The organism is Vreelandella vilamensis (assembly GCF_031451755.1).
Taxonomy (GTDB): Bacteria; Pseudomonadota; Gammaproteobacteria; order Pseudomonadales; family Halomonadaceae; genus Vreelandella; species Vreelandella vilamensis.
In genome coordinates, this window is record NZ_JARWAN010000004.1 from 125,541 (window position 1) to 143,593 (window position 18,053).

At 55.8% G+C, this 18,053-nt stretch carries 17 protein-coding genes; 5 read left to right on the forward strand and 12 right to left on the reverse strand.

All coding sequences use genetic code 11. From position 1 onward, the window contains the following. Positions 1 to 140: 140 nt before the first annotated feature. The 9 genes from hflC to QC823_RS03935 all read right to left on the reverse strand — a co-directional run bounded on the left by hflC (position 141) and on the right by QC823_RS03935 (position 10,530). Positions 141 to 1,028, reverse strand: a complete 888-nt coding sequence (hflC, locus tag QC823_RS03895; RefSeq protein WP_309655043.1) for a protease modulator HflC — start codon at positions 1,026 to 1,028, stop codon at positions 141 to 143. After that, positions 1,029 to 2,276, reverse strand: a complete 1,248-nt coding sequence (gene hflK, locus QC823_RS03900) for an FtsH protease activity modulator HflK (protein WP_309655044.1) — start codon at positions 2,274 to 2,276, stop codon at positions 1,029 to 1,031. It abuts the gene before it with no gap. 118 nt (positions 2,277 to 2,394) lie between these two features. Further along, positions 2,395 to 3,705 (reverse strand): ribosome rescue GTPase HflX, encoded by a 1,311-nt coding sequence (gene hflX / locus QC823_RS03905; protein ID WP_309655045.1) that lies wholly within the window; start codon positions 3,703 to 3,705, stop codon positions 2,395 to 2,397. Positions 3,706 to 3,743: 38 nt separating this feature from the next. Next, positions 3,744 to 3,992 carry an RNA chaperone Hfq gene (gene hfq / locus QC823_RS03910; RefSeq protein ID WP_179928624.1) on the reverse strand — a complete coding sequence of 83 codons (249 nt, stop codon included), beginning with the start codon at positions 3,990 to 3,992 and terminating at the stop codon, positions 3,744 to 3,746. A 104-nt stretch (positions 3,993 to 4,096) separates the two neighbouring features. Continuing rightward, positions 4,097 to 5,035 carry a tRNA (adenosine(37)-N6)-dimethylallyltransferase MiaA gene (gene miaA / locus QC823_RS03915; RefSeq protein ID WP_309655046.1) on the reverse strand — a complete coding sequence of 313 codons (939 nt, stop codon included), beginning with the start codon at positions 5,033 to 5,035 and terminating at the stop codon, positions 4,097 to 4,099. 21 nt (positions 5,036 to 5,056) lie between these two features. Continuing rightward, a complete protein-coding gene (gene mutL / locus QC823_RS03920) occupies positions 5,057 to 7,009 on the reverse strand; it encodes a DNA mismatch repair endonuclease MutL (protein ID WP_309655047.1) in 1,953 nt (650 codons plus the stop codon). A 39-nt stretch (positions 7,010 to 7,048) separates the two neighbouring features. Then, on the reverse strand, positions 7,049 to 8,524 hold the full coding sequence (locus QC823_RS03925) for an N-acetylmuramoyl-L-alanine amidase (RefSeq protein WP_422823574.1): 1,476 nt from the start codon (positions 8,522 to 8,524) through the stop codon (positions 7,049 to 7,051). A gap of 9 nt (positions 8,525 to 8,533) precedes the next feature. Further along, positions 8,534 to 9,025 (reverse strand): tRNA (adenosine(37)-N6)-threonylcarbamoyltransferase complex ATPase subunit type 1 TsaE, encoded by a 492-nt coding sequence (tsaE, locus tag QC823_RS03930; protein WP_309655048.1) that lies wholly within the window; start codon positions 9,023 to 9,025, stop codon positions 8,534 to 8,536. Positions 9,026 to 9,036: 11 nt separating this feature from the next. Then, positions 9,037 to 10,530, reverse strand: coding sequence for an NAD(P)H-hydrate dehydratase (locus QC823_RS03935; protein ID WP_309655049.1), 1,494 nt, complete (start codon positions 10,528 to 10,530; stop codon positions 9,037 to 9,039). 71 nt (positions 10,531 to 10,601) lie between these two features. Between QC823_RS03935 and queG the strand changes: the two genes are divergently transcribed. Next, complete coding sequence (gene queG / locus QC823_RS03940) at positions 10,602 to 11,765, forward strand: tRNA epoxyqueuosine(34) reductase QueG (protein WP_309655050.1); 1,164 nt, start codon at positions 10,602 to 10,604, stop codon at positions 11,763 to 11,765. A gap of 3 nt (positions 11,766 to 11,768) precedes the next feature. On the opposite strand, the gene orn is transcribed toward queG, so the two are convergent. Further along, on the reverse strand, positions 11,769 to 12,350 hold the full coding sequence (gene orn / locus QC823_RS03945) for an oligoribonuclease (RefSeq protein ID WP_309655051.1): 582 nt from the start codon (positions 12,348 to 12,350) through the stop codon (positions 11,769 to 11,771). A gap of 150 nt (positions 12,351 to 12,500) precedes the next feature. Here orn and rsgA point away from each other — a divergent pair, with 150 nt between their 5' ends. The 3 genes from rsgA to asd all read left to right on the forward strand — a co-directional run bounded on the left by rsgA (position 12,501) and on the right by asd (position 15,308). Further along, on the forward strand, positions 12,501 to 13,541 hold the full coding sequence (rsgA, locus tag QC823_RS03950) for a small ribosomal subunit biogenesis GTPase RsgA (RefSeq protein ID WP_309655052.1): 1,041 nt from the start codon (positions 12,501 to 12,503) through the stop codon (positions 13,539 to 13,541). A gap of 12 nt (positions 13,542 to 13,553) precedes the next feature. After that, a complete protein-coding gene (locus tag QC823_RS03955; protein WP_309655053.1) occupies positions 13,554 to 14,408 on the forward strand; it encodes a sulfurtransferase in 855 nt (284 codons plus the stop codon). 66 nt (positions 14,409 to 14,474) lie between these two features. Further along, a complete protein-coding gene (gene asd, locus QC823_RS03960; protein WP_309655054.1) occupies positions 14,475 to 15,308 on the forward strand; it encodes an archaetidylserine decarboxylase in 834 nt (277 codons plus the stop codon). Positions 15,309 to 15,327: 19 nt separating this feature from the next. Here asd and epmA read toward each other — a convergent pair whose 3' ends face one another. After that, the gene (gene epmA, locus QC823_RS03965; RefSeq protein WP_309655055.1) at positions 15,328 to 16,308 is read right to left on the reverse strand and encodes an EF-P lysine aminoacylase EpmA; all 981 of its coding nucleotides are present in this window, start codon (positions 16,306 to 16,308) and stop codon (positions 15,328 to 15,330) included. 71 nt (positions 16,309 to 16,379) lie between these two features. After that, positions 16,380 to 16,946 (reverse strand): elongation factor P, encoded by a 567-nt coding sequence (efp, locus tag QC823_RS03970; protein ID WP_309655056.1) that lies wholly within the window; start codon positions 16,944 to 16,946, stop codon positions 16,380 to 16,382. Between the two features lie 68 nt (positions 16,947 to 17,014). Between efp and epmB the strand changes: the two genes are divergently transcribed. Continuing rightward, positions 17,015 to 18,040 carry an EF-P beta-lysylation protein EpmB gene (epmB, locus tag QC823_RS03975; RefSeq protein WP_309655057.1) on the forward strand — a complete coding sequence of 342 codons (1,026 nt, stop codon included), beginning with the start codon at positions 17,015 to 17,017 and terminating at the stop codon, positions 18,038 to 18,040. Positions 18,041 to 18,053: the final 13 nt, after the last annotated feature.

The window sequence follows — 18,053 nt, forward strand, 5'->3', positions numbered from 1 at the left end:
GCCTGAGTCACAACGTCTAAGCCACAGAAACCGGGCCACAAAAAAACCGGGCAACGCCCGGTTAATAAAGTCTACCATGTTTGCCGCCCGGATGAACCCCGTGTTCAAGGCCCATCCGGCGCTGACACAACTACGTCACACTACTCGGCATTGCGGTCTGGAGACGCGCTGCGAAGGTAGCGGAAAAACTCACTGTCTGGCTCTAGCACCAATAGGTTGCCATCATCCGCGAAGCTTTTACGGTAGGCATTTAAGCTACGCCAGAACGAGAAGAACTCGGGATCTTGGCCGTACGCTTGCGAGAAGATGGAGGCAGCCTGGGCATCCCCTTCACCACGTAATGTTTCAGATCGCTCGTTAGCCTGGGCAAGAAGAACTTGACGGCGACGGTCCGCATTCGCGCGAATACGCTCCGCTTCTTCTTCACCTTGCGCCCGCCACTCACGCGCCTCCCGCTCACGCTCTGAACGCATCCGCTCAAATACGGCGGCAGAAACATCTTGGGGAAGATCAATCCGTTTGATACGAATATCGCGTATCGCAACACCCAGCTCTTCGCGCATGAGTTCGTCGAGCTCTTGGGTCGGCCCTGTCATTAAGTCATCACGCCGTTCGGAAATGATTTCCTGAAGATTCAGACGACCAAACTCATTACGCAGGCTTTCGTCTACCCGCGGCTGAATAAGGCGAACAGCAATCATCTCATCGCCCGACGTAGCCTCATAGTAGCGCGTCGGGTTAACGACTTGCCACTGAACGTAGGAGTCGACGATAACCGCCTTTTGCTCCAGCGTAAGGTAACGACTCGTGTCGGTATCCAGCGTCAGCAAGCGCGTATCAAAATTACGCACTGTCTGTGTGATCGGCACTTTCACATGCAGACCGGGCTGGATGTTTTCTTCGATGACTTCACCAAAGCGAAGTTTTACCGCTCGCTCGGTTTCATCCACAACGTACAAACTGTTGCTGGCCAACCAGGCGACTGCCGCCAAGCCACCAACGATCAGCAGGGATCGATTATTAATCATTTACCGGCCCTCCCTGCGAATGGAATTGCTACTGTTTGAAGATGACCCACTGCTATTTTGGCTACTTTGACCACTACTTAAGCGGTTGAGTACGCGCGGATCGATATTATCACTGTTCTGCGTAGAGGCACTGCCACCACTGCTACCGCGCATTTGATCCAGCGGCAGGTACATTAGCGGGGCGTTTTCGCTTACGTCCAGCAATACTTTTGGCGTTCCACCAAAGACTTCTTCGACGGCATCAAGGTACATACGCTCGCGCATGATGTCGGGTGAGTTTTGATACTCACTTAACAGCGAATTAAAGCGGTTGGCTTGACCTTGCGCTTCTGCCACAACAGATTCGCGATACCCCTGCCCTTGTTCAACGATACGCTGCGCTTGACCTTGAGCTTCAGGGATTATCGCATTGGCGTAGGCGATACCTTGGTTAATTGTGCGCTGGCGATCTTCACGAGCGCGGATAACATCATCAAAAGCGTCAATAACCGGCTCTGGCGCGGATGTTGACTCAATGTTGATCGTCTGTAGACGAATACCAGCACCATAGTTATCAAGGTATGACTGTAGACGGCTCGCCACAGAGCTGCCTAAAATTTCACGCCCAGATGTCAGGATTTCAATCATGTCGGTTCCCCCGACAACATGGCGCAAGGAAGAATCGAGTGCATTCTCAATAGAAAGGTTCGGGTTGCGCAGGTTAAGCACGAAATCGCTTGGATTCGCCACTTGATACTGTGCCGAAATTTCCACTTCAACGATGTTCTCATCGCGAGTCAGCATTGACTGTGTTTGCGTTATCGAACGCACTCGTGTGACATTCACCATGCGCACGTCATCGACTAACGGCGGATTCCATTGCAAGCCGGGCGTTACAATTTCTTGGAATTTACCAAAACGCAGTACCACCCCGCGCTCGGACTGATCCACCAGATAAAAACCTGAGGCTGCCCAAATCGCCAACGCAATAATAATAAGCAAGCCCGGCAAGGCAAAAATGTTACGCGGCTTATTACTACCGCCGCCTTTTTTACCACCGCCGCCGCTGCCTTTTTTCCCTTTACCGCCCAGCATGCCGTTGAGCTTGTCCTGAAATTTCTTCAGCGCTTCGTCAAGATCCGGAGGCCCTTGGTTGTTACCTCCGTTATTACCTCCACGGTTGCCGCCGCCGTCGCTTCCCCCACCGCGTCGGCCACCGCCACTCCATGGGTCGTGCTGGTTGCCACCACCGGGCTCATTCCAGGCCATACATTCTCTCCACTCAGGTGTTCAGCTGCACTTGCGACCTTATTGAGCCGCTATGCTCATCGATATTATTGCTGCAAAACCTATACAAATCCATCACAAGATACAATATAAATATGATTTACCATTCTGCTGGCTCTCGTAATATTTCAGGTAAATACGTGTTAGCGCGCTCGCCAAGCTGAGCCATCAACTGATTAAAATCTCGTCGAGGCAAGCGTACCTCCAACACTGAACGCCCTTGCTCGTCAAAAGACTCTTCGCGCACGGCGTTAAGCTCATGCAATCCTGCACGCAACTTGCCTTGCTCGGGGTCCAGTGTCATGGAAAAATCAATAACATCATCGGCAAGACGCTCGCTAAACGCTTGCTCCAGTAAATCCAATCCATGCTGTTCTTGCGCCGACACCCAGACCACCTCAGGCATGCCGTTGCCGTCGCGTTCAATACGCGGCGCACTATCTAACTGATCAATTTTATTCATGACCTTGAGCATGGGTACGTCGTCAGCACCAATCTCTTTTAGTACGCGCTCAACTTGCTCAACGTTCATGTCACGGTCAGGATCGGCGGCATCAATGACATGCACCAACAATGAAGCATCAGCAGCTTCCTGCAAGGTCGCTTGAAAAGCCTCGACCAACTTGTGGGGCAAGTGGCGAATAAACCCTACGGTATCAGCCATCACAACCGGGCCGACATCATCGATTTCCATGCGTCTCAGCGTGGGGTCTAGCGTGGCAAAAAGTTGATCCGCTGCATACACCTTCGCATTGGTCAGTGAATTGAACAGCGTTGATTTGCCTGCGTTGGTATAACCCACGAGCGAAATACTGGGTATCTCGGCACGAGAACGCGCCCGTCGATTCTGCTCACGCTGGCTGCGCACTTTATCGAGGCGTTTATGGATCGCTTTAATCCGCGCGCGAAGCAGACGACGATCGGTTTCCAGCTGGGTTTCACCCGGACCGCGAAGGCCAATCCCGCCTTTTTGCCGCTCTAAGTGTGTCCAGCCCCTCACCAGGCGCGTCGACATATATTCTAGCTGGGCAAGTTCAACCTGCAGCTTGCCTTCGTGTGTTCGAGCCCGCTGCGCAAAAATATCCAGAATCAATCCGGTACGATCCAGTACACGACATTTAAGCTCGTGCTCCAGATTACGCTCTTGCGATGGGCTTAAGCCGTGATTAAATATCACAAGCTCGGCTTGATGAGCCGCAAGCATCGCTCGCAGCTCCTCAAGCTTGCCTGAGCCGATAAACGTTCTCGAATCGGGGCGTTGACGACTTGCGGTAAGTAACGTCGCCGGCACTGCACCAGCAGAACGCACAAGCTCAAGAAACTCACCAGCGTCTTCACGCTCGCGCTCATCATGAAAGTCGACGTGCACGAGTATTGCCGTTTCACCGGCATCGGGGCGCTCAAAAAACAATCAATACCTCATGGACTGTTTTACCTTTTCACGTGGTGTTAAATCTCAGCATCCGCCGCTGCCGGGTCTTGGGCAGGCAAACGCACATTACGAGATGGCACCACGGTAGAAATGGCATGTTTATAAACCATCTGACTGACGGTGTTACGTAGCAGAATCACAAACTGGTCAAATGACTCAATCTGGCCCTGCAGCTTAATACCGTTCACCAAAAAGATGGAGACCGGAATGCGCTCCTTGCGCAAAATATTCAAATATGGATCTTGAAGGGACTGCCCTTTGGACATGTTACTCTCCCTAAAACTGTCGTTGGGGTTGGTTGATCTTGTTACCCGAAAGGTCGGCTAAGCCGGCCGCTCGAAAACATTTGCTATGAATAAACTATCTTACGCTAAGCACCGCTTTCACGCACGAGTTTCAATACGTTATCTAGTGCATCCGCTTGTTGAGAATCAACCCAGCGCAAGTCTTTCCAGCGCCTTAGCCAAGTAAGTTGACGCTTAGCCAGCTGGCGAGTGGCAATGACACCGCGTTCTAAAAGCGCCGCGCGATCCATCTCACCATCTAAGTACTCCCACACTTGACGGTAGCCAACGCTTCTCATCGCTGGCAACCCCAAATGCAAATCTTCGCGCTGCTTGAGGGTGGCGACTTCATCAATCAGCCCTTCTTCTAGCATTAAGGCAAAGCGCTGCGCAATGCGTTGGTGCAATATCTCGCGGTGTGCCGGCGCCAGCGCCAACGACACGACGCGCCAAGGAAAGGGCAAAACCTCCTGCTCGGCCCAGAGCTCACTCATTGGCCGCCCGCTGGCGTAATACACTTCTAACGCACGCAGAATTCGCTGCGGGTCGTTAGGGTGTATCCTTTGACCCGCGTCGGGGTCAACTTCCGCCAAGGCGCGATGCAGAGCACAAAGCCCCTCCTCTTGCCAGCGCTGTCCTAGCCATGCACGAATCTTAGCGGATGCAGCAGGCAGGTTTCCCACGCCTTCTACCAACTGCTTGAAATAGAGCATGGTGCCACCCACCAGCAGCGGTACCTTTCCTGCCGCGCTAATTTGCCGCATCTCGTTGAGCGCATCTTGGCGAAAATCCGCCGCTGAATACGGACTCGCTGGGTCACGGATATCGATAAGACGGTGCGGCGCACGCTTTAGTTCCAAAGCGCTGGGCTTGGCACTGCCAATATCCATGCCGCGATACACCATGGCGGAATCGACGCTTATTAACTCACAGCCTAAGCGTTCGTGTAGCGCAATGGCGGCATCCGTTTTACCCGCGGCGGTCGGCCCCATGAGAAAGATGGCCAAAGGGCGAGAATCACTCATCGCTAAACGCGGCTCCCAGGGTCATTGCCCACGTAAAAACAGTTTATCCAGCGCTTTCATATCCATCTGCGTCCAGGTGGGGCGGCCATGGTTGCACTGATCACTTCGCTCGGTGCGCTCCATGTCACGCAATAATGCGTTCATTTCGTCGAGCGTGAGGCGACGATTTGCTCTGACGCTTCCGTGGCACGCCATGGTGGAAAGTAGCGTATGAATCCGTGCTTCAACCTGCTGGGATCGACCAAAATGCGCCAGCTCTTCCAATAGCGAACGCACAAGTGGCTCAGGGTCGGCCTGCGCGAGAAGCGCCGGGAGCTGCCTTACCAGCAGCGTGTCGGGCCCGGCGATGTCCAGTTCCACTCCAAGCTTGGCGATAGCCGCGAATTCACTCTCCACCGTTGCCACTTCCGCGCGGCTAGCCGCAAGTGACACTGGAACAAGCAGCGGCTGGGTGTCTATGCCGTTTTGCGCCCACTGGTGTTTCATTCGCTCATAGACAATGCGTTCATGAGCCGCGTGCATATCCACTAGCACGAGGCCATCCCGATTTTGCGCCAAAATATACACCCCGTGCAGCTGCCCTAACGCGTAGCCCAGTGGCGGCGCAGCCGCGGGGTCATAAGCTGGCATATTGGGAGATACCGCCACCTCGCGTACAGTATTAGGTGAACCTACTTCAGCTGTCGATGGGGCTGTCGTTGATTGAGGCGTCAGCAGTGTCTTTTCGTGATCGGGATGGAGAGCCTGATAGCCTTGCATGAAGCGGCGAACCCGCGCGGCCCCTGGATGCCGATCTGACTCAGGTGTTAGCGCAATACCCTGCTGCTCCCAGCGAGGCGATGGCGCTGATGCTGATGCTGAAGCTAACGGGATACTTGTCTCTTGCGCCTGCTCGGGGGCGGAGGGCGAGCCACCATCTTCTTCTATTGAGTTCTCGGCAGTCGGCTGCGTATGCGCCAAACAGTGGTGCAAACTGGAGTACAAAAAATCATGCACCATACGTCCATCACGAAAACGCACTTCATGCTTGGTCGGGTGTACATTAACGTCAACGACGTCGGGGTCCAAGTCCAGGTAGAGCACAAACACCGGGTGGCGACCGTTGTAGAGCACGTCACGGTAAGCCTGGCGTACGGCGTGCGCCACTAAGCGGTCACGCACTACGCGCCCATTAACAAAAAAGTACTGCTGATCCGCTTGGGCGCGCGAATGCGTGGGCAACCCTACCCAACCTGATAGTCGCAGCGCCCCTGCCTCGCGCTCGATAAAGCGGGCATGCTCAATAAAGTTTTTACCTAACAGCGACGCAATGCGTCGCTCACGGGCCGCTGGGGAATCCCCCGGAGGGAGTTGATGTACGGTTTTTTGGTTGTGCCGCAATACCCAGGCGATATCATAACGAGAAAGCGCCTGTCGACGAAAAGCTTCCTCAACATGAGCAAATTCAGTTTTTTCCGCCCGCAAGAACTTACGCCTCGCCGGCGTATTAAAAAAAAGATCACGTACGCTTACGCTGGTCCCTCGCGGATGCGGTGCGGGCGTAACGCGAGCCTCCATACTGCGTCCTTCCGCCACCACGCGCCAGCCGTCGCGCGGGTCATCTGAGGCGTTGGAAATCAACTCCAAGCGCGACACCGAGCTAATCGATGCCAGTGCTTCACCGCGAAAACCTAGCGAATTAACGCCTTCTAAATCTTCCAGGCTTTCAATTTTACTGGTCGCATGACGCGCAAGCGCTAAGGGCAAGTCCTCCTCCCCAATACCCACGCCGTCATCACGCACTTTAATCAACCGGGCGCCGCCTTGCTCAACGTCTAACTCAATACGCCGGCTTCCCGCGTCAATGGCGTTTTCCAGCAACTCTTTGGTTACCGATGCCGGCCGTTCAACCACTTCACCGGCGGCAATTTGGTTGGTTAGGCGTGGGTCGAGAACATGAATACGGGACGCGCGAGTGGCGGTCGTTTCGGACACAGTCACCTCAAAACGGTTAACAAAAAACGCTCATTCCCCTTAAGAATTAGGGATGCGCAATACCTGACCAACACGAATCACGTCGCCATTAAGCTCGTTGGCCTGCTTCAGGTGGCTCACCGGCACACCGTGCTGCACGGCAATCGCTGAAAGCGTATCCCCAGACTGAATACGGTACTCATCACCGCGTGAGCCGCGTTGATTATCGCGCTGCCAGGCAAGCAGGCTAGTCGGCGGCGGATGACGTTCAAAGTGCCCTTTCATGCCGTTAAGGAGCGCCGAAGCGATATGCTCTTGATGGCTCACACTTTTCAAACGACGCTCTTCATCCGGGTTGGAAATAAACCCTGTTTCCACCAGTAATGAGGGGATATCGGGTGATTTCAATACCATAAAGCCTGCCTGCTCAACGCGAGATTTATGCAGCCGATTCACCCGGCCGAGTTGATCCAGCACTTGGCCGCCAATCGATAGCGAATCGTTAAGCGTAGCGGTCATGGTCAAATCCAATAGCACACCGCGAAGCACTTGGTCTTTATCGCGCAGTGAAAGGTTGCCATCGACTCCCCCGATCAGATCAGCGCGGTTTTCGCTGTTAGCCAGCCACTGAGCCGTCTCGGATGTAGCACCACGTTGAGACAGCGCATAAACGGAACTCCCTTGTGGGCGCGGGCTGGAAAACGCATCAGCATGAATAGAAACAAAAAAGTCGGCTTTTTGCTCGCGGGCAAGCTGGGTGCGCTGACGCAAGCCAATATAGTAGTCACCGTCGCGAATCAGTACCGCTTTAAAGCCGGGCGTCGCATTGACCCTATCGGCCAAGCGTCGGCTGATTTCTAGCACGATATCTTTTTCGCGGGTGCCACTAGGCCCAATTGCCCCGGGGTCTTCACCGCCGTGGCCGGCGTCGATGGCAATAATAATATCGCGCTTGGGATGCGGTTGCGCTTTTTGCACCGTAGTGTTTTCGGGTGCGGCCGACGTACTATCACCAATATCGCGCTGAGTACTCGCGCGTTGTGCCGCCATTTCCTGATCTCGAATCATCGACTCAATCGGGTCGATGGGATTTTCTATGGCATTTTCACCGGGGTATTCCAAATCCACCACCAAGCGGTGGCCATACTGGTCGTTAGGGGGCAGTGTAAAATGGCGCGGTTCTACCTCCCGGTTAAGTTCGAGCACAACGCGCAAATCATCGCCATTACGCTTACCTGTTCTCACGGTCGAAATGGCACTACCCTCTAGCGGCAACGTACTGGCATCAGTTGCTAGCTGGCTTGAGTCTATGTCGATCACCAGTCGCGCGGGCGACTCAAGGCGAAATACATTCGCCTCAACGGCTCCAGAAAGGTCAAACACAAGCCGTGCGTGATCGGGTGCTGCCCAAAGCCGCATGCTCTCAACGTTCGCTGCCTTCACGCCAAGGCTTACGGCACTAACAGTGATCAGCACCGCCAGGACTAGTACCTTTCGCCATACGCGGGTTGGGCTATCTGCCAGTCGCCTTGTCATAACTGCTCGCTATTGTGTCCCAACCGAAGACTCCCATATTTTTTCCAACGCACTTTCCAACGCACTAAGCCACTGCTGCCCACATTCAGTTCCGGCACTGATACTCGCCACACGGCCACTATCTGCCACTGACAAATGAATGCGTAAATCACCTTCTGGGAGCCAGCCAGCGCCACGGCTTGGCCATTCAACCAGACACAAGGCCTCATCATCTAAAACATCGCGCCCGCCAATAAATTCCAGCTCCTCCGGATCCCCTAGGCGGTATAAATCCAGATGATAAAGCCGCTGGCCGTTAAGTTCGTAAGGCTCAATCAGCGTATAGGTCGGACTTTTTACCGCTCCTTGATAGCCATACGCCCGCAATACCCCTCGGGTCAGCGTGGTTTTTCCCGCACCCAAATCGCCTTCTAAGTAAATACGTCCACGCCCTTGAAACACGCGACCCAGCGTTTCACCAAAAGCAACCTGTGACTCTTCATTGGGCAAAGACACCTGCATAAGCGCAGACCTCATGGATTGATTAATGAGCCTGCATAGGATGCCAGATCACTGGCAAGCAAGCCACGCTCACCGTGTTTTGCAGCACCCGCATCGGCGGCTAACGCATGCACCAGCGTCGCCAGCCAAGCGCTCTCTTCATTTTCGCGTCGCTGCGCTATTAGCGCCCCCAGCATACCGCTTAGCACATCGCCCATGCCGCCACTGGCCATTCCTGGGTTGCCATACGGGCAAACCAAAAGCCCCCTCGGCCCCGCAATCAGCGTACCGGCGCCTTTTAAGATAACCGTGCCACCGCGCTGTTGCTGCAGCGCGCGCGCCGCGGCGGGCCGGTCAGCTTGCACCTCTGTAGGGCTGATACCGAGTAGCCGCGCGGCCTCGCCCGGGTGCGGCGTTAACACCCAGTTATCGCGACGGGTATCAGCCCAGTCGCTGGCTAAAAGGTTGAGCCCATCGGCATCAATCACGAGTGGCTTATCGGTATCCAATGCGCTTTGTAGCATCGCCTGCCCCCATGCCCCTTGGCCAAGACCCGGCCCTACCACCACAACATCACTTTGCTCAGGCAACTCACCTAGCTCTGCCACACCCCGTACGCCGTGGGCCATCACCTCCGGGCAACGTACAAGGCTTGCCACCACATGCTCGGGGGCTGTCGCCAGACTGACCTTGCCCGCCCCAAGCCGCGCGGCCGCCTGAGACGCTAATAATGCCGCACCGCCAAAGCCCGGCGCGCCGCCCAACACCAACACATGGCCCATATCGCCCTTGTGTGCTGTACGCATGCGCGGCTTAAACGCTTCTGTTAACAAGCTTTCGTTTAAGCGCCAAGCCGTCGGCGGAATATCGAAATAGGCCTGGGATTTCACGCCTAGCGGGCGAAAGTCAATCTCGCCTATATACGCCGGCGCCTCGCCCGTATGAAGACCTATTTTGTCACCGATAAAGGTCACCGTGCACGCGGCCTGAACGGCCACTCCAAGCACTGCCCCGGTATCAGCGGCAAGCCCTGACGGGATATCAATCGCCAACACCGGCTTTGCGGCGGCGTTCAAAGCCTGAATTGCGTCGCGAAAGCGCCCGGCCACGTCACCGTTCAAACCGGTGCCTAACAACGCATCAACAATCACTTCGCCGCTTAGCACAAGATCGGTGTGCCAGGGTTCGTCGCCCACACCAGCGGCAGTAGCGAGCTCAGCGGCTTTTCGCGCGTCATCTTTGAGCTCCGCTATCGGCTTAAGCGTGATGCGCTGTACCTTTAGCCCTGACTGTGCGGCTAAGGCGGCAAACACATGGCCATCTCCCCCGTTATTGCCACCGCCACAAAGCACGCTGACGGCGCGCGCTTGCGGCCAGCGAGCGCGAAAGCTGTGCCAAGCACTTGAGGCTGCACGCTGCATTAGGGCAAAACCATCGATACCGCTGGCGATGGTACGACGATCTAACTCACCTACTTGCTCGGCCGTATAAAGCGGCCTGAGCGTTGACGATAGTAAAAGGCTCACGGAATCTCCTTTCGCATGCTATGACGTTAGCGTTAGCATAGCGTGCTCATGTTTACGGCTGTACCGCTATTATGCCCAACTCTAGCGCATCCTATCCTGCCAAGCCCGAACACAGTGCCGATCACCCTTCTTTGATCAGCCAGTCTGAGACGCTTGCCACCGAAACGCTGGCAGGTCTTGCTGATGACATCAAACGTTGGGGTGACGAACTGGGGTTTCAGCAAGTCGGAATTACCGATACCGAGCTTACCGACCACGAGCAATACCTGACGACATGGCTGGATCACGGCCATCACGGCGAAATGGGGTTTATGGCCAAACATGGCACTAAACGGACTCGCCCGGCTGAATTGGAACCTGGTACACGGCGCGTGATCAGCGTGCGCATGGATTACCTACCCGCCGAGGTCGAAAATATTCACCAGCTCCAAACGCCCGAACGAGCCTATATTTCACGCTATGCTCTAGGGCGTGATTATCACAAATTGATGCGTAAACGCTTAGCCCAGCTGGCCAAAAAAATTGAACATACGGCCGGCTCCTTTGGTTACCGCGCCTTTGTCGATTCTGCCCCGGTAATGGAGCGTGCCTTAGCACAAAAAGCCGGCCTCGGCTGGTTTGGCAAAAACGCCATGCTACTCACCCCCAAAGCGGGGTCACTGTTTTTCCTCGGCGAGCTTTATACCGACCTACCGCTACCGATTGACTCGCCTTTTGAGCACGAGCACTGTGGCAGCTGTGACGCCTGCCAGCGCGCTTGCCCCACCGGGGCGATCGTGGCCGACAAGGTCGTCGATTCGCGCAAGTGCATCTCGTATCTCACCATTGAACTACACGGGGCGATTCCGGTTGAATACCGCCGCGCCATGGGCAACCGCATTTATGGCTGCGACGACTGCCAACTCTTTTGCCCCTTCACGCGCTTTACCCAGCCAACCCAGGAAGCCGATTTTCACCCGCGCCACGATCTTGATCGCGCTGAGCTACTCACCCTTTTCGCCTGGAGCGAAGAGGCCTTTCTGGACAAAACCGCCGGCAGCGCGATCCGCCGCATCGGCTATCCTCGTTGGCTGCGCAATATTGCCGTGGCACTAGGCAATGCCCCTTGGAGCGAGAACATCGAAGCCGCCCTGCTCGCTAGGCGCGCCTATCCCGATGCTTTGGTGCGCGAGCACGTCGCCTGGGCGCTGGCCGAGCAGTGCCAAAAACGTTACGCCCGCATCGCCACAGCCTAGCGCTCACTCCTCCTCGTCGGAGGTAACGTCCACGCGCAAGAACGTATTGCGATAATGCGCCAGCTCATCGATTGATTCTTTTATATCATCCATCGCCAAGTGCACATTGCGCTTTTTAAAGCCGGCCGTGGCGCCGGGGTTCCAACGCTTAGCAAGCTCCTTAAGAGTCGACACATCCAAATTGCGGTAGTGAAAAAACGCCAAGAGCTCAGGCATTTCACGCTCTAAGAAACGCCGATCCTGATGAATGCTGTTACCGCACATTGGCGATGAACCTGCTACCGCATAGTGCTGCAAAAACGCCAACGTTTCGCGCTCAGCGCTTGCAGTATCGGTTTGGCTCGCCTTAACGCGTGCCGTGAGTCCCGACTCTCCGTGCGTCTTGGTGCACCACTCATCCATGCCGTCGAGAAGACTGTCCGGCTGTTTCACCGCGATCACCGGCCCTTCTGCCACGACGTTTAAATCAGCATCGGTGATCAGTGTAGCCACTTCGATGATGCGCTCTTTCTCTGGATCGAGGCCTGTCATTTCTAGATCAATCCAGACCAGCAAATCTTTGCGTGGCGCGCGCGTTTCGCTCATGCTCAACTCCCCCTTTCGCGCGGTAGCGGCCAAATAGCCCCACCGACAAAACAAAAATCCGTACAATAGTCAGTATTGTACCTATGAATACCCTTTTGAATACGTGTTCCTCGACACGTACTGATAAGCGGTACCGACGATCAGGTGGTCATGAGCAAACGTAAACTAAGCCGACAGCAGCGCTGGCGGGTCGAGAAGATTCAAGCCGAACGCGAAAAACGTGCTGAAAAGCGCGGGGTAGAAGAATCGGAGAAACTCGCCGCAGGGGAATACGGTGCCGAGCAGCCCGGACGTGTAGTCGCGCATTTTGGACGCACCTTGGAGGTTCAAGATGCCGAGCGTACGCCCGTGCGTTGCCATTTGCGCGCCAACCTTGAGGGAATGGTGACCGGTGACTGGGTCATTTGGCGTGCTGGCCAAGATGGCTCAGGGGTTGTGGTCGCCCGTACCGAACGTGAAAGTGTGCTGACCCGCCCCGACGCACGCGGTCAGCTCAAACCCGTGGCGGCAAATATTGATCAAATCCTGATCGTCTTCGCGACCGAGCCATCTCCCCACGCTAACCTGATTGATCGCTATCTGGTCGCGGCCGAAACCACGGGCATTGCCCCAGTGCTGATACTCAATAAGGTTGACCTGCTGCCGGAAGGCGACGGCGAACTGGGCGAGCTGTTAGCGCGCTACCAAGCACTGGGCTATCCCGTGGTCCGCACCACCACCGCGACGGAGGCGGGGTTGGCAACGCTTCGCGAGCAGCTTACCGGGCAAACGTCAGTATTTGTGGGGCAAAGTGGGGTAGGCAAATCCTCGCTGATTGATCGTCTGCTGCCGCAAGAGACCCTTCGCATTGGGGCGCTCTCAGAAGAGTCGCGCAAAGGCACGCACACCACGACCACCGCACGACTTTACACCCTGTATGACACCGAAGCAGACCACGAGAATGGAGTCAACGGCGAGTTGATCGACTCCCCGGGGATTCGTGAATTTGGGCTAACGCACCTCGACGAAGAGACGGTAACCGACGGGTTTATCGAGTTTCGCCCCTATCTGGGCCACTGCCGCTTTCGCGACTGCCGCCATATCAACGAGCCGGGCTGTGCTTTACTCAACGCCGTGGAGGCAGGCAAGATTCATCCACAACGTTTTGATAGCTACCGGCGGATTCTCGCCAGCTTGGATACCGATCGTTAAAGGAGCTCCACCATGTCAGCTACACTATCCTCTGACCAGCACGGCTCAGAAACCAACCTATTACCGCTGATTGTCGAGCCCGAGCAGCTTTACGAGCATCTTGACCATCCGGACTTGTTGATTATTGATGTGCCGGCTAATGCCGAAAGCTACGACGAAGGCCATCTCCCTGGCGCGATTTTTCTCGATTTTCGTCAACTGATGCACGGCGGCTGGCCTGTACCCAATGAAGTGCCCGAGATAGAGGCGCTCTCACGGCTATTTAGCACCCTTGGCCTGACCCGCGATACCCATGTGGTGGCCTACGATGACGAAGGCGGCGGCTGGGCGGCAAGGCTCTTGTGGACGTTAGAGCTCATCGGGCATACCCGTTACTCCTACTTAAACGGCGGCATTCACGCGTGGCGTAGCGAGGGCATGCCTGAGAACACCGCACCGGAGACCTCGACGCCGAGCGAGTACCATGCGGAGATGCTTAATCCGCAGGCGCGCATCACATGTGATGAGATTAAAGAGCGTCTCGACGATAAGCAGTTCGCCATTTGGGATGCGCGTTCAAGCGGCGAATACAACGGTGAAATGGGTAACAACAAGCACCTGGGACATATCCCGGGCGCGGTCAATATGGATTGGCTCCAGGCAATGGACCGCGAACGTCACCTGCGCATCCGTGACTACGCCGAGCTTGTCACCGAGCTGGAAGCCATGGGGTTAACCGCGGAGATGGAAATTGCCACTCATTGCCAAAGCCACCATCGCAGCAGTTTCACCTGGTTGGTGGGCAAGGCGCTGGGCTATAACATGCGCGGCTATGCTGGCTCTTGGAGTGAGTGGGGCAACCGCGACGACACGCCGATCGAGAAATGATTCTATTAACCGCGAAATAACGCGATTAACTGCAAAGTAACGCTAGCCAAAAGTGATAAAACCACCGTGACTGTTTCTCAGAAAGCCTTTGCGTTAATGCAATACCCGCTCCCCCATCACGGCCTCTCCCGCTTGGTGGGTAAATTTGCTGAGAGCGAGATCCCGTGGCTTAAAAATACGCTGATCAACGCCTTTATCCAGCGTTTTAACGTGGATATGAGCCAAGCGCTGGAGCCCGACCCCACCGCGTATGCGACATTCAACGACTTTTTTACTCGTCCGCTGAAAGCCGATGCACGCCCCATGGGTGATGGCATTACAAGCCCCGCCGACGGCACGCTTTCCCAGTATGGCCGCCTCCAAGCTGGCCAACTCGTGCAAGCCAAGGGGCATACCTACTCCGCACAAACCCTGCTCGGCGGCGACACGGTACTGGCGGAAGAATTTCTCGGCGGCAGCTTTGCGACGGTGTATCTCTCACCCAAGGACTATCACCGGGTGCATATGCCGACCACGGGAACGCTGCGGGAAATGATTTACGTCCCTGGGCGGCTGTTCTCGGTCAACCAGGCCACGGCCAACTATGTGCCGGGTCTATTTTCCCGTAACGAGCGGCTGGTGTGCATCTTTGATACCGAACAGGGCCCAATGGCGATGGTGCTGGTGGGGGCCATGATTGTCGCGGCGATCGAAACCGTGTGGTCGGGTCAGGTCACGCCGCTTTCCGGTCACCCTCAGCGCATACAGTTCGGCCAACCGATCACCCTGGAAAAAGGCGCTGAAATGGGCCGTTTCAAGCTCGGCTCCACGGTGGTGATGTGCTTTGCCAAACCGGTCAATTTCGAAGAGCGCTCCCTCGCGACGATGGTCAGCATGGGGGAGTCGCTGGGGGTGTATTGATGGCTCGTACCGGTGATGTTTAGCAATTAGGCGTCGAGAACGCCAGCACCTCTTCCAGGCGTGCCTTGCCCAGCACCAGTTGGACCAGACGGTCAATGCCCAGCGCCACGCCAACTCCATCCGGCATGCCATGCTCAAGGGCGGCCAGCAGGCGTTCATCCACGTCCACTTCGGGCAAGCCCAAGCAACGGCGCTCAGCATTATCTTTAATAAAGCGGGCACGCTGCTCAGCCGCATCGGTCAGTTCATCGTAACCGTTGGCCAATTCAATGCCGTTTAAATAAAGCTCAAAGCGTGAGGCGACCCACTCACCGTCCGTGTCTTGATGGCGGCGAGCCAGCGCCGCCTGGCTTGCCGGGTAATCCACCACCACACTCAGTTCGTTGCGCCCTAACTGCGGTTCTATCACCAGCCCCATCAACAAATCAAGGCACGTATCGCGCCCCTCGTTCACCATCGCCCCGGTCGACATCTGACCACGCTCGGCCGCGAGCCTGCGCAATGCCTCAAGCGACGTCGTGAAGGGGTCCACCGCCAAATAGGTATGAAACAGCTGACGATAGCGGTAATGCACCACCGGCCCGTGAAAACTGGGCAACATATTGGCGACCAAGGTGGTCGTTTCGTCGATCAGGTCTGGCAAGGTAAATCCTGGGCGGTACCATTCCAGCATAGTGAATTCAATATTGTGCCGGACGCCCACTTCGCCATCACGAAAGCTTTTTGCCAGCTGAAAAATGGGCCCACTACCTGCTGCCAGCAACCGCTTCATATGAAATTCCGGCGAGGTTTGCAGCCACAGCCGACGCTGACCTCTGTCGGTACGCGCCATTGTGGAAAGCGAGACCAGATGGACATCGGTACTGCCCCCCTGCCCTAAAACCGGCGTTTCCACCTCAAGCACACCGCGCGCAGCAAAAAAATGGCGCACGTTCGCCAGTAAACGAGCTCGCTCGCGCAGCGTCTCGATGGTTGCCGTCGGTCGCCAACTTTCCGTCATTGACCTTTCTCCCAAAAATAAAGCCACGCGCTGGGGCGTGGCTGTCAATATGTTGCGTTATTGGCGCCGTCTTAGGCACGCGAGACGTATTCACCACTGCGCGTATCAATCTTGAGGATCTCCCCCTCATTGATAAACAGCGGCACACGCACCACCGCCCCAGAAGACAAGGTCGCAGGCTTGGAACCGCCCTGGGCGGTATCGCCTTTCAAGCCGGGATCAGTTTCGACCACTTCCAGCTCAATAAAATTCGGGGCTGATATCTGGATCGCGTTATCGTTCCATAAAGTAACGGTATAAGGCACCTGCTCTTTTAACCACTTTTCAGTCTCGCCGAGCGCTTTCTTTTCCACCGCATACTGCTCAAAGGAGCCGTCGGTTTTCATGAAGTACCACATTTCGCTATCGTTATAGAGATACTCCATCTCCAGCTCCATAACGTCAGCACCCTCTAACGAATCACCCGATTTAAAGGTACGCTCACCTACGCGGCCGGTGATCAGGTTACGCAGCTTGACGCGGTTAAAGGCTTGGCCTTTACCCGGCTTGACCAGCTCGTTCTCTATGATCGAGCAAGGATCACCGTCGAGCATTACTTTCAAACCGCCCTTGAATTCATTGGTAGAATAATTGGCCATACTGTCTCTCGATTAATGTACAAACATGCAAGAAAGTGAGCCGCATGATAACCCGAAGGAGGGCACTTTTGCAGGATAAGATCATTTTCGCCGCCTCATCGCCAGACCCGACGGCCCTGCAAGCCTCCTGGCAGCAGCAGCTATCAAACGCCATACGTGACCCCGCCGCGCTCTGCACTCGGCTGGGTTTACCCGAGGCTTGGCTGCCTGGCGCCAGCGCCGGGCATGCGCTGTTTGGTATCTGCGTGCCTGACGCCTTTTTACGCCGAATGACCCCCGGCGATCCAAGCGACCCCCTGCTGCGTCAAATTCTTCCCTTGGGTGAGGAAACCGTAACGCCCCCAGGTTTTGTCGCCGACCCGCTTGAAGAGGCCGATCACCAGCCCGCTAAAGGGTTAATTCACAAATACGCCGGGCGGGTACTTTTCATCGCCAGCCCCACCTGCGCGATCAATTGCCGTTACTGCTTTCGCCGTCACTTCCCTTACAGTGAGAACGCTCCCTCCAGGGCACAGTGGCAGGAAGCCCTCGACTACTTACGCGCCGACACTTCCATTCACGAGGCGATTCTCTCTGGAGGGGACCCGCTTGCGGCCAATGACCGCCAACTGGCCTGGCTAGTCGAGCAGCTTGAAAGCATTCCGCACCTTAAGCGGCTGCGTATTCACACTCGGCTACCGGTGGTGATTCCTGACCGGGTTGATGACGCTCTTCTTGGCTGGCTAGCGTCGACCCGCTTGCAAAAAGTCGTGGTGCTACATATTAACCACGCCAATGAAATCGACCAAGCGGTGGTCGACGCCTGCACGCGCCTTAAACAGGCTGGTGCGACACTACTCAACCAAAGCGTGCTACTGCGCGGCGTCAACGACGACGTGACAACCTTAGCCACACTGTCGGAACGGGTATTTGAAGCGGGCATTTTGCCCTACTACCTCCACGTACTCGACCCGGTGCAAGGGGCTGCACATTTTGATGTCGACGATGAACAAGCCCGCGAACTTCTCGCGGGCTTACGTGACGTATTGCCGGGATTTTTATTGCCGCGGCTAGTGCGCGAGATTCCAGGCGAAGCGAGTAAAACGCCGCTTTAAGCGGCGTTTAACG

What these genes read in the sequence shown, in the direction of transcription:
- efp (WP_309655056.1), bottom strand. Translation starts at nt 16,946, where the DNA reads ATGGCCAATTATTCTACCAATGAATTCAAGGGCGGTTTGAAAGTAATG.
- QC823_RS03955 (WP_309655053.1), top strand. Translation starts at nt 13,554, where the DNA reads ATGTCAGCTACACTATCCTCTGACCAGCACGGCTCAGAAACCAACCTA.
- miaA (WP_309655046.1), bottom strand. Translation starts at nt 5,035, where the DNA reads ATGAGTGATTCTCGCCCTTTGGCCATCTTTCTCATGGGGCCGACCGCC.
- hflK (WP_309655044.1), bottom strand. Translation starts at nt 2,276, where the DNA reads ATGGCCTGGAATGAGCCCGGTGGTGGCAACCAGCACGACCCATGGAGT.
- QC823_RS03925 (WP_422823574.1), bottom strand. Translation starts at nt 8,524, where the DNA reads ATGACAAGGCGACTGGCAGATAGCCCAACCCGCGTATGGCGAAAGGTA.
- queG (WP_309655050.1), top strand. Translation starts at nt 10,602, where the DNA reads ATGCCCAACTCTAGCGCATCCTATCCTGCCAAGCCCGAACACAGTGCC.
- hfq (WP_179928624.1), bottom strand. Translation starts at nt 3,992, where the DNA reads ATGTCCAAAGGGCAGTCCCTTCAAGATCCATATTTGAATATTTTGCGC.
- epmA (WP_309655055.1), bottom strand. Translation starts at nt 16,308, where the DNA reads ATGACGGAAAGTTGGCGACCGACGGCAACCATCGAGACGCTGCGCGAG.
- tsaE (WP_309655048.1), bottom strand. Translation starts at nt 9,025, where the DNA reads ATGCAGGTGTCTTTGCCCAATGAAGAGTCACAGGTTGCTTTTGGTGAA.
- rsgA (WP_309655052.1), top strand. Translation starts at nt 12,501, where the DNA reads ATGAGCAAACGTAAACTAAGCCGACAGCAGCGCTGGCGGGTCGAGAAG.
- orn (WP_309655051.1), bottom strand. Translation starts at nt 12,350, where the DNA reads ATGAGCGAAACGCGCGCGCCACGCAAAGATTTGCTGGTCTGGATTGAT.
- hflC (WP_309655043.1), bottom strand. Translation starts at nt 1,028, where the DNA reads ATGATTAATAATCGATCCCTGCTGATCGTTGGTGGCTTGGCGGCAGTC.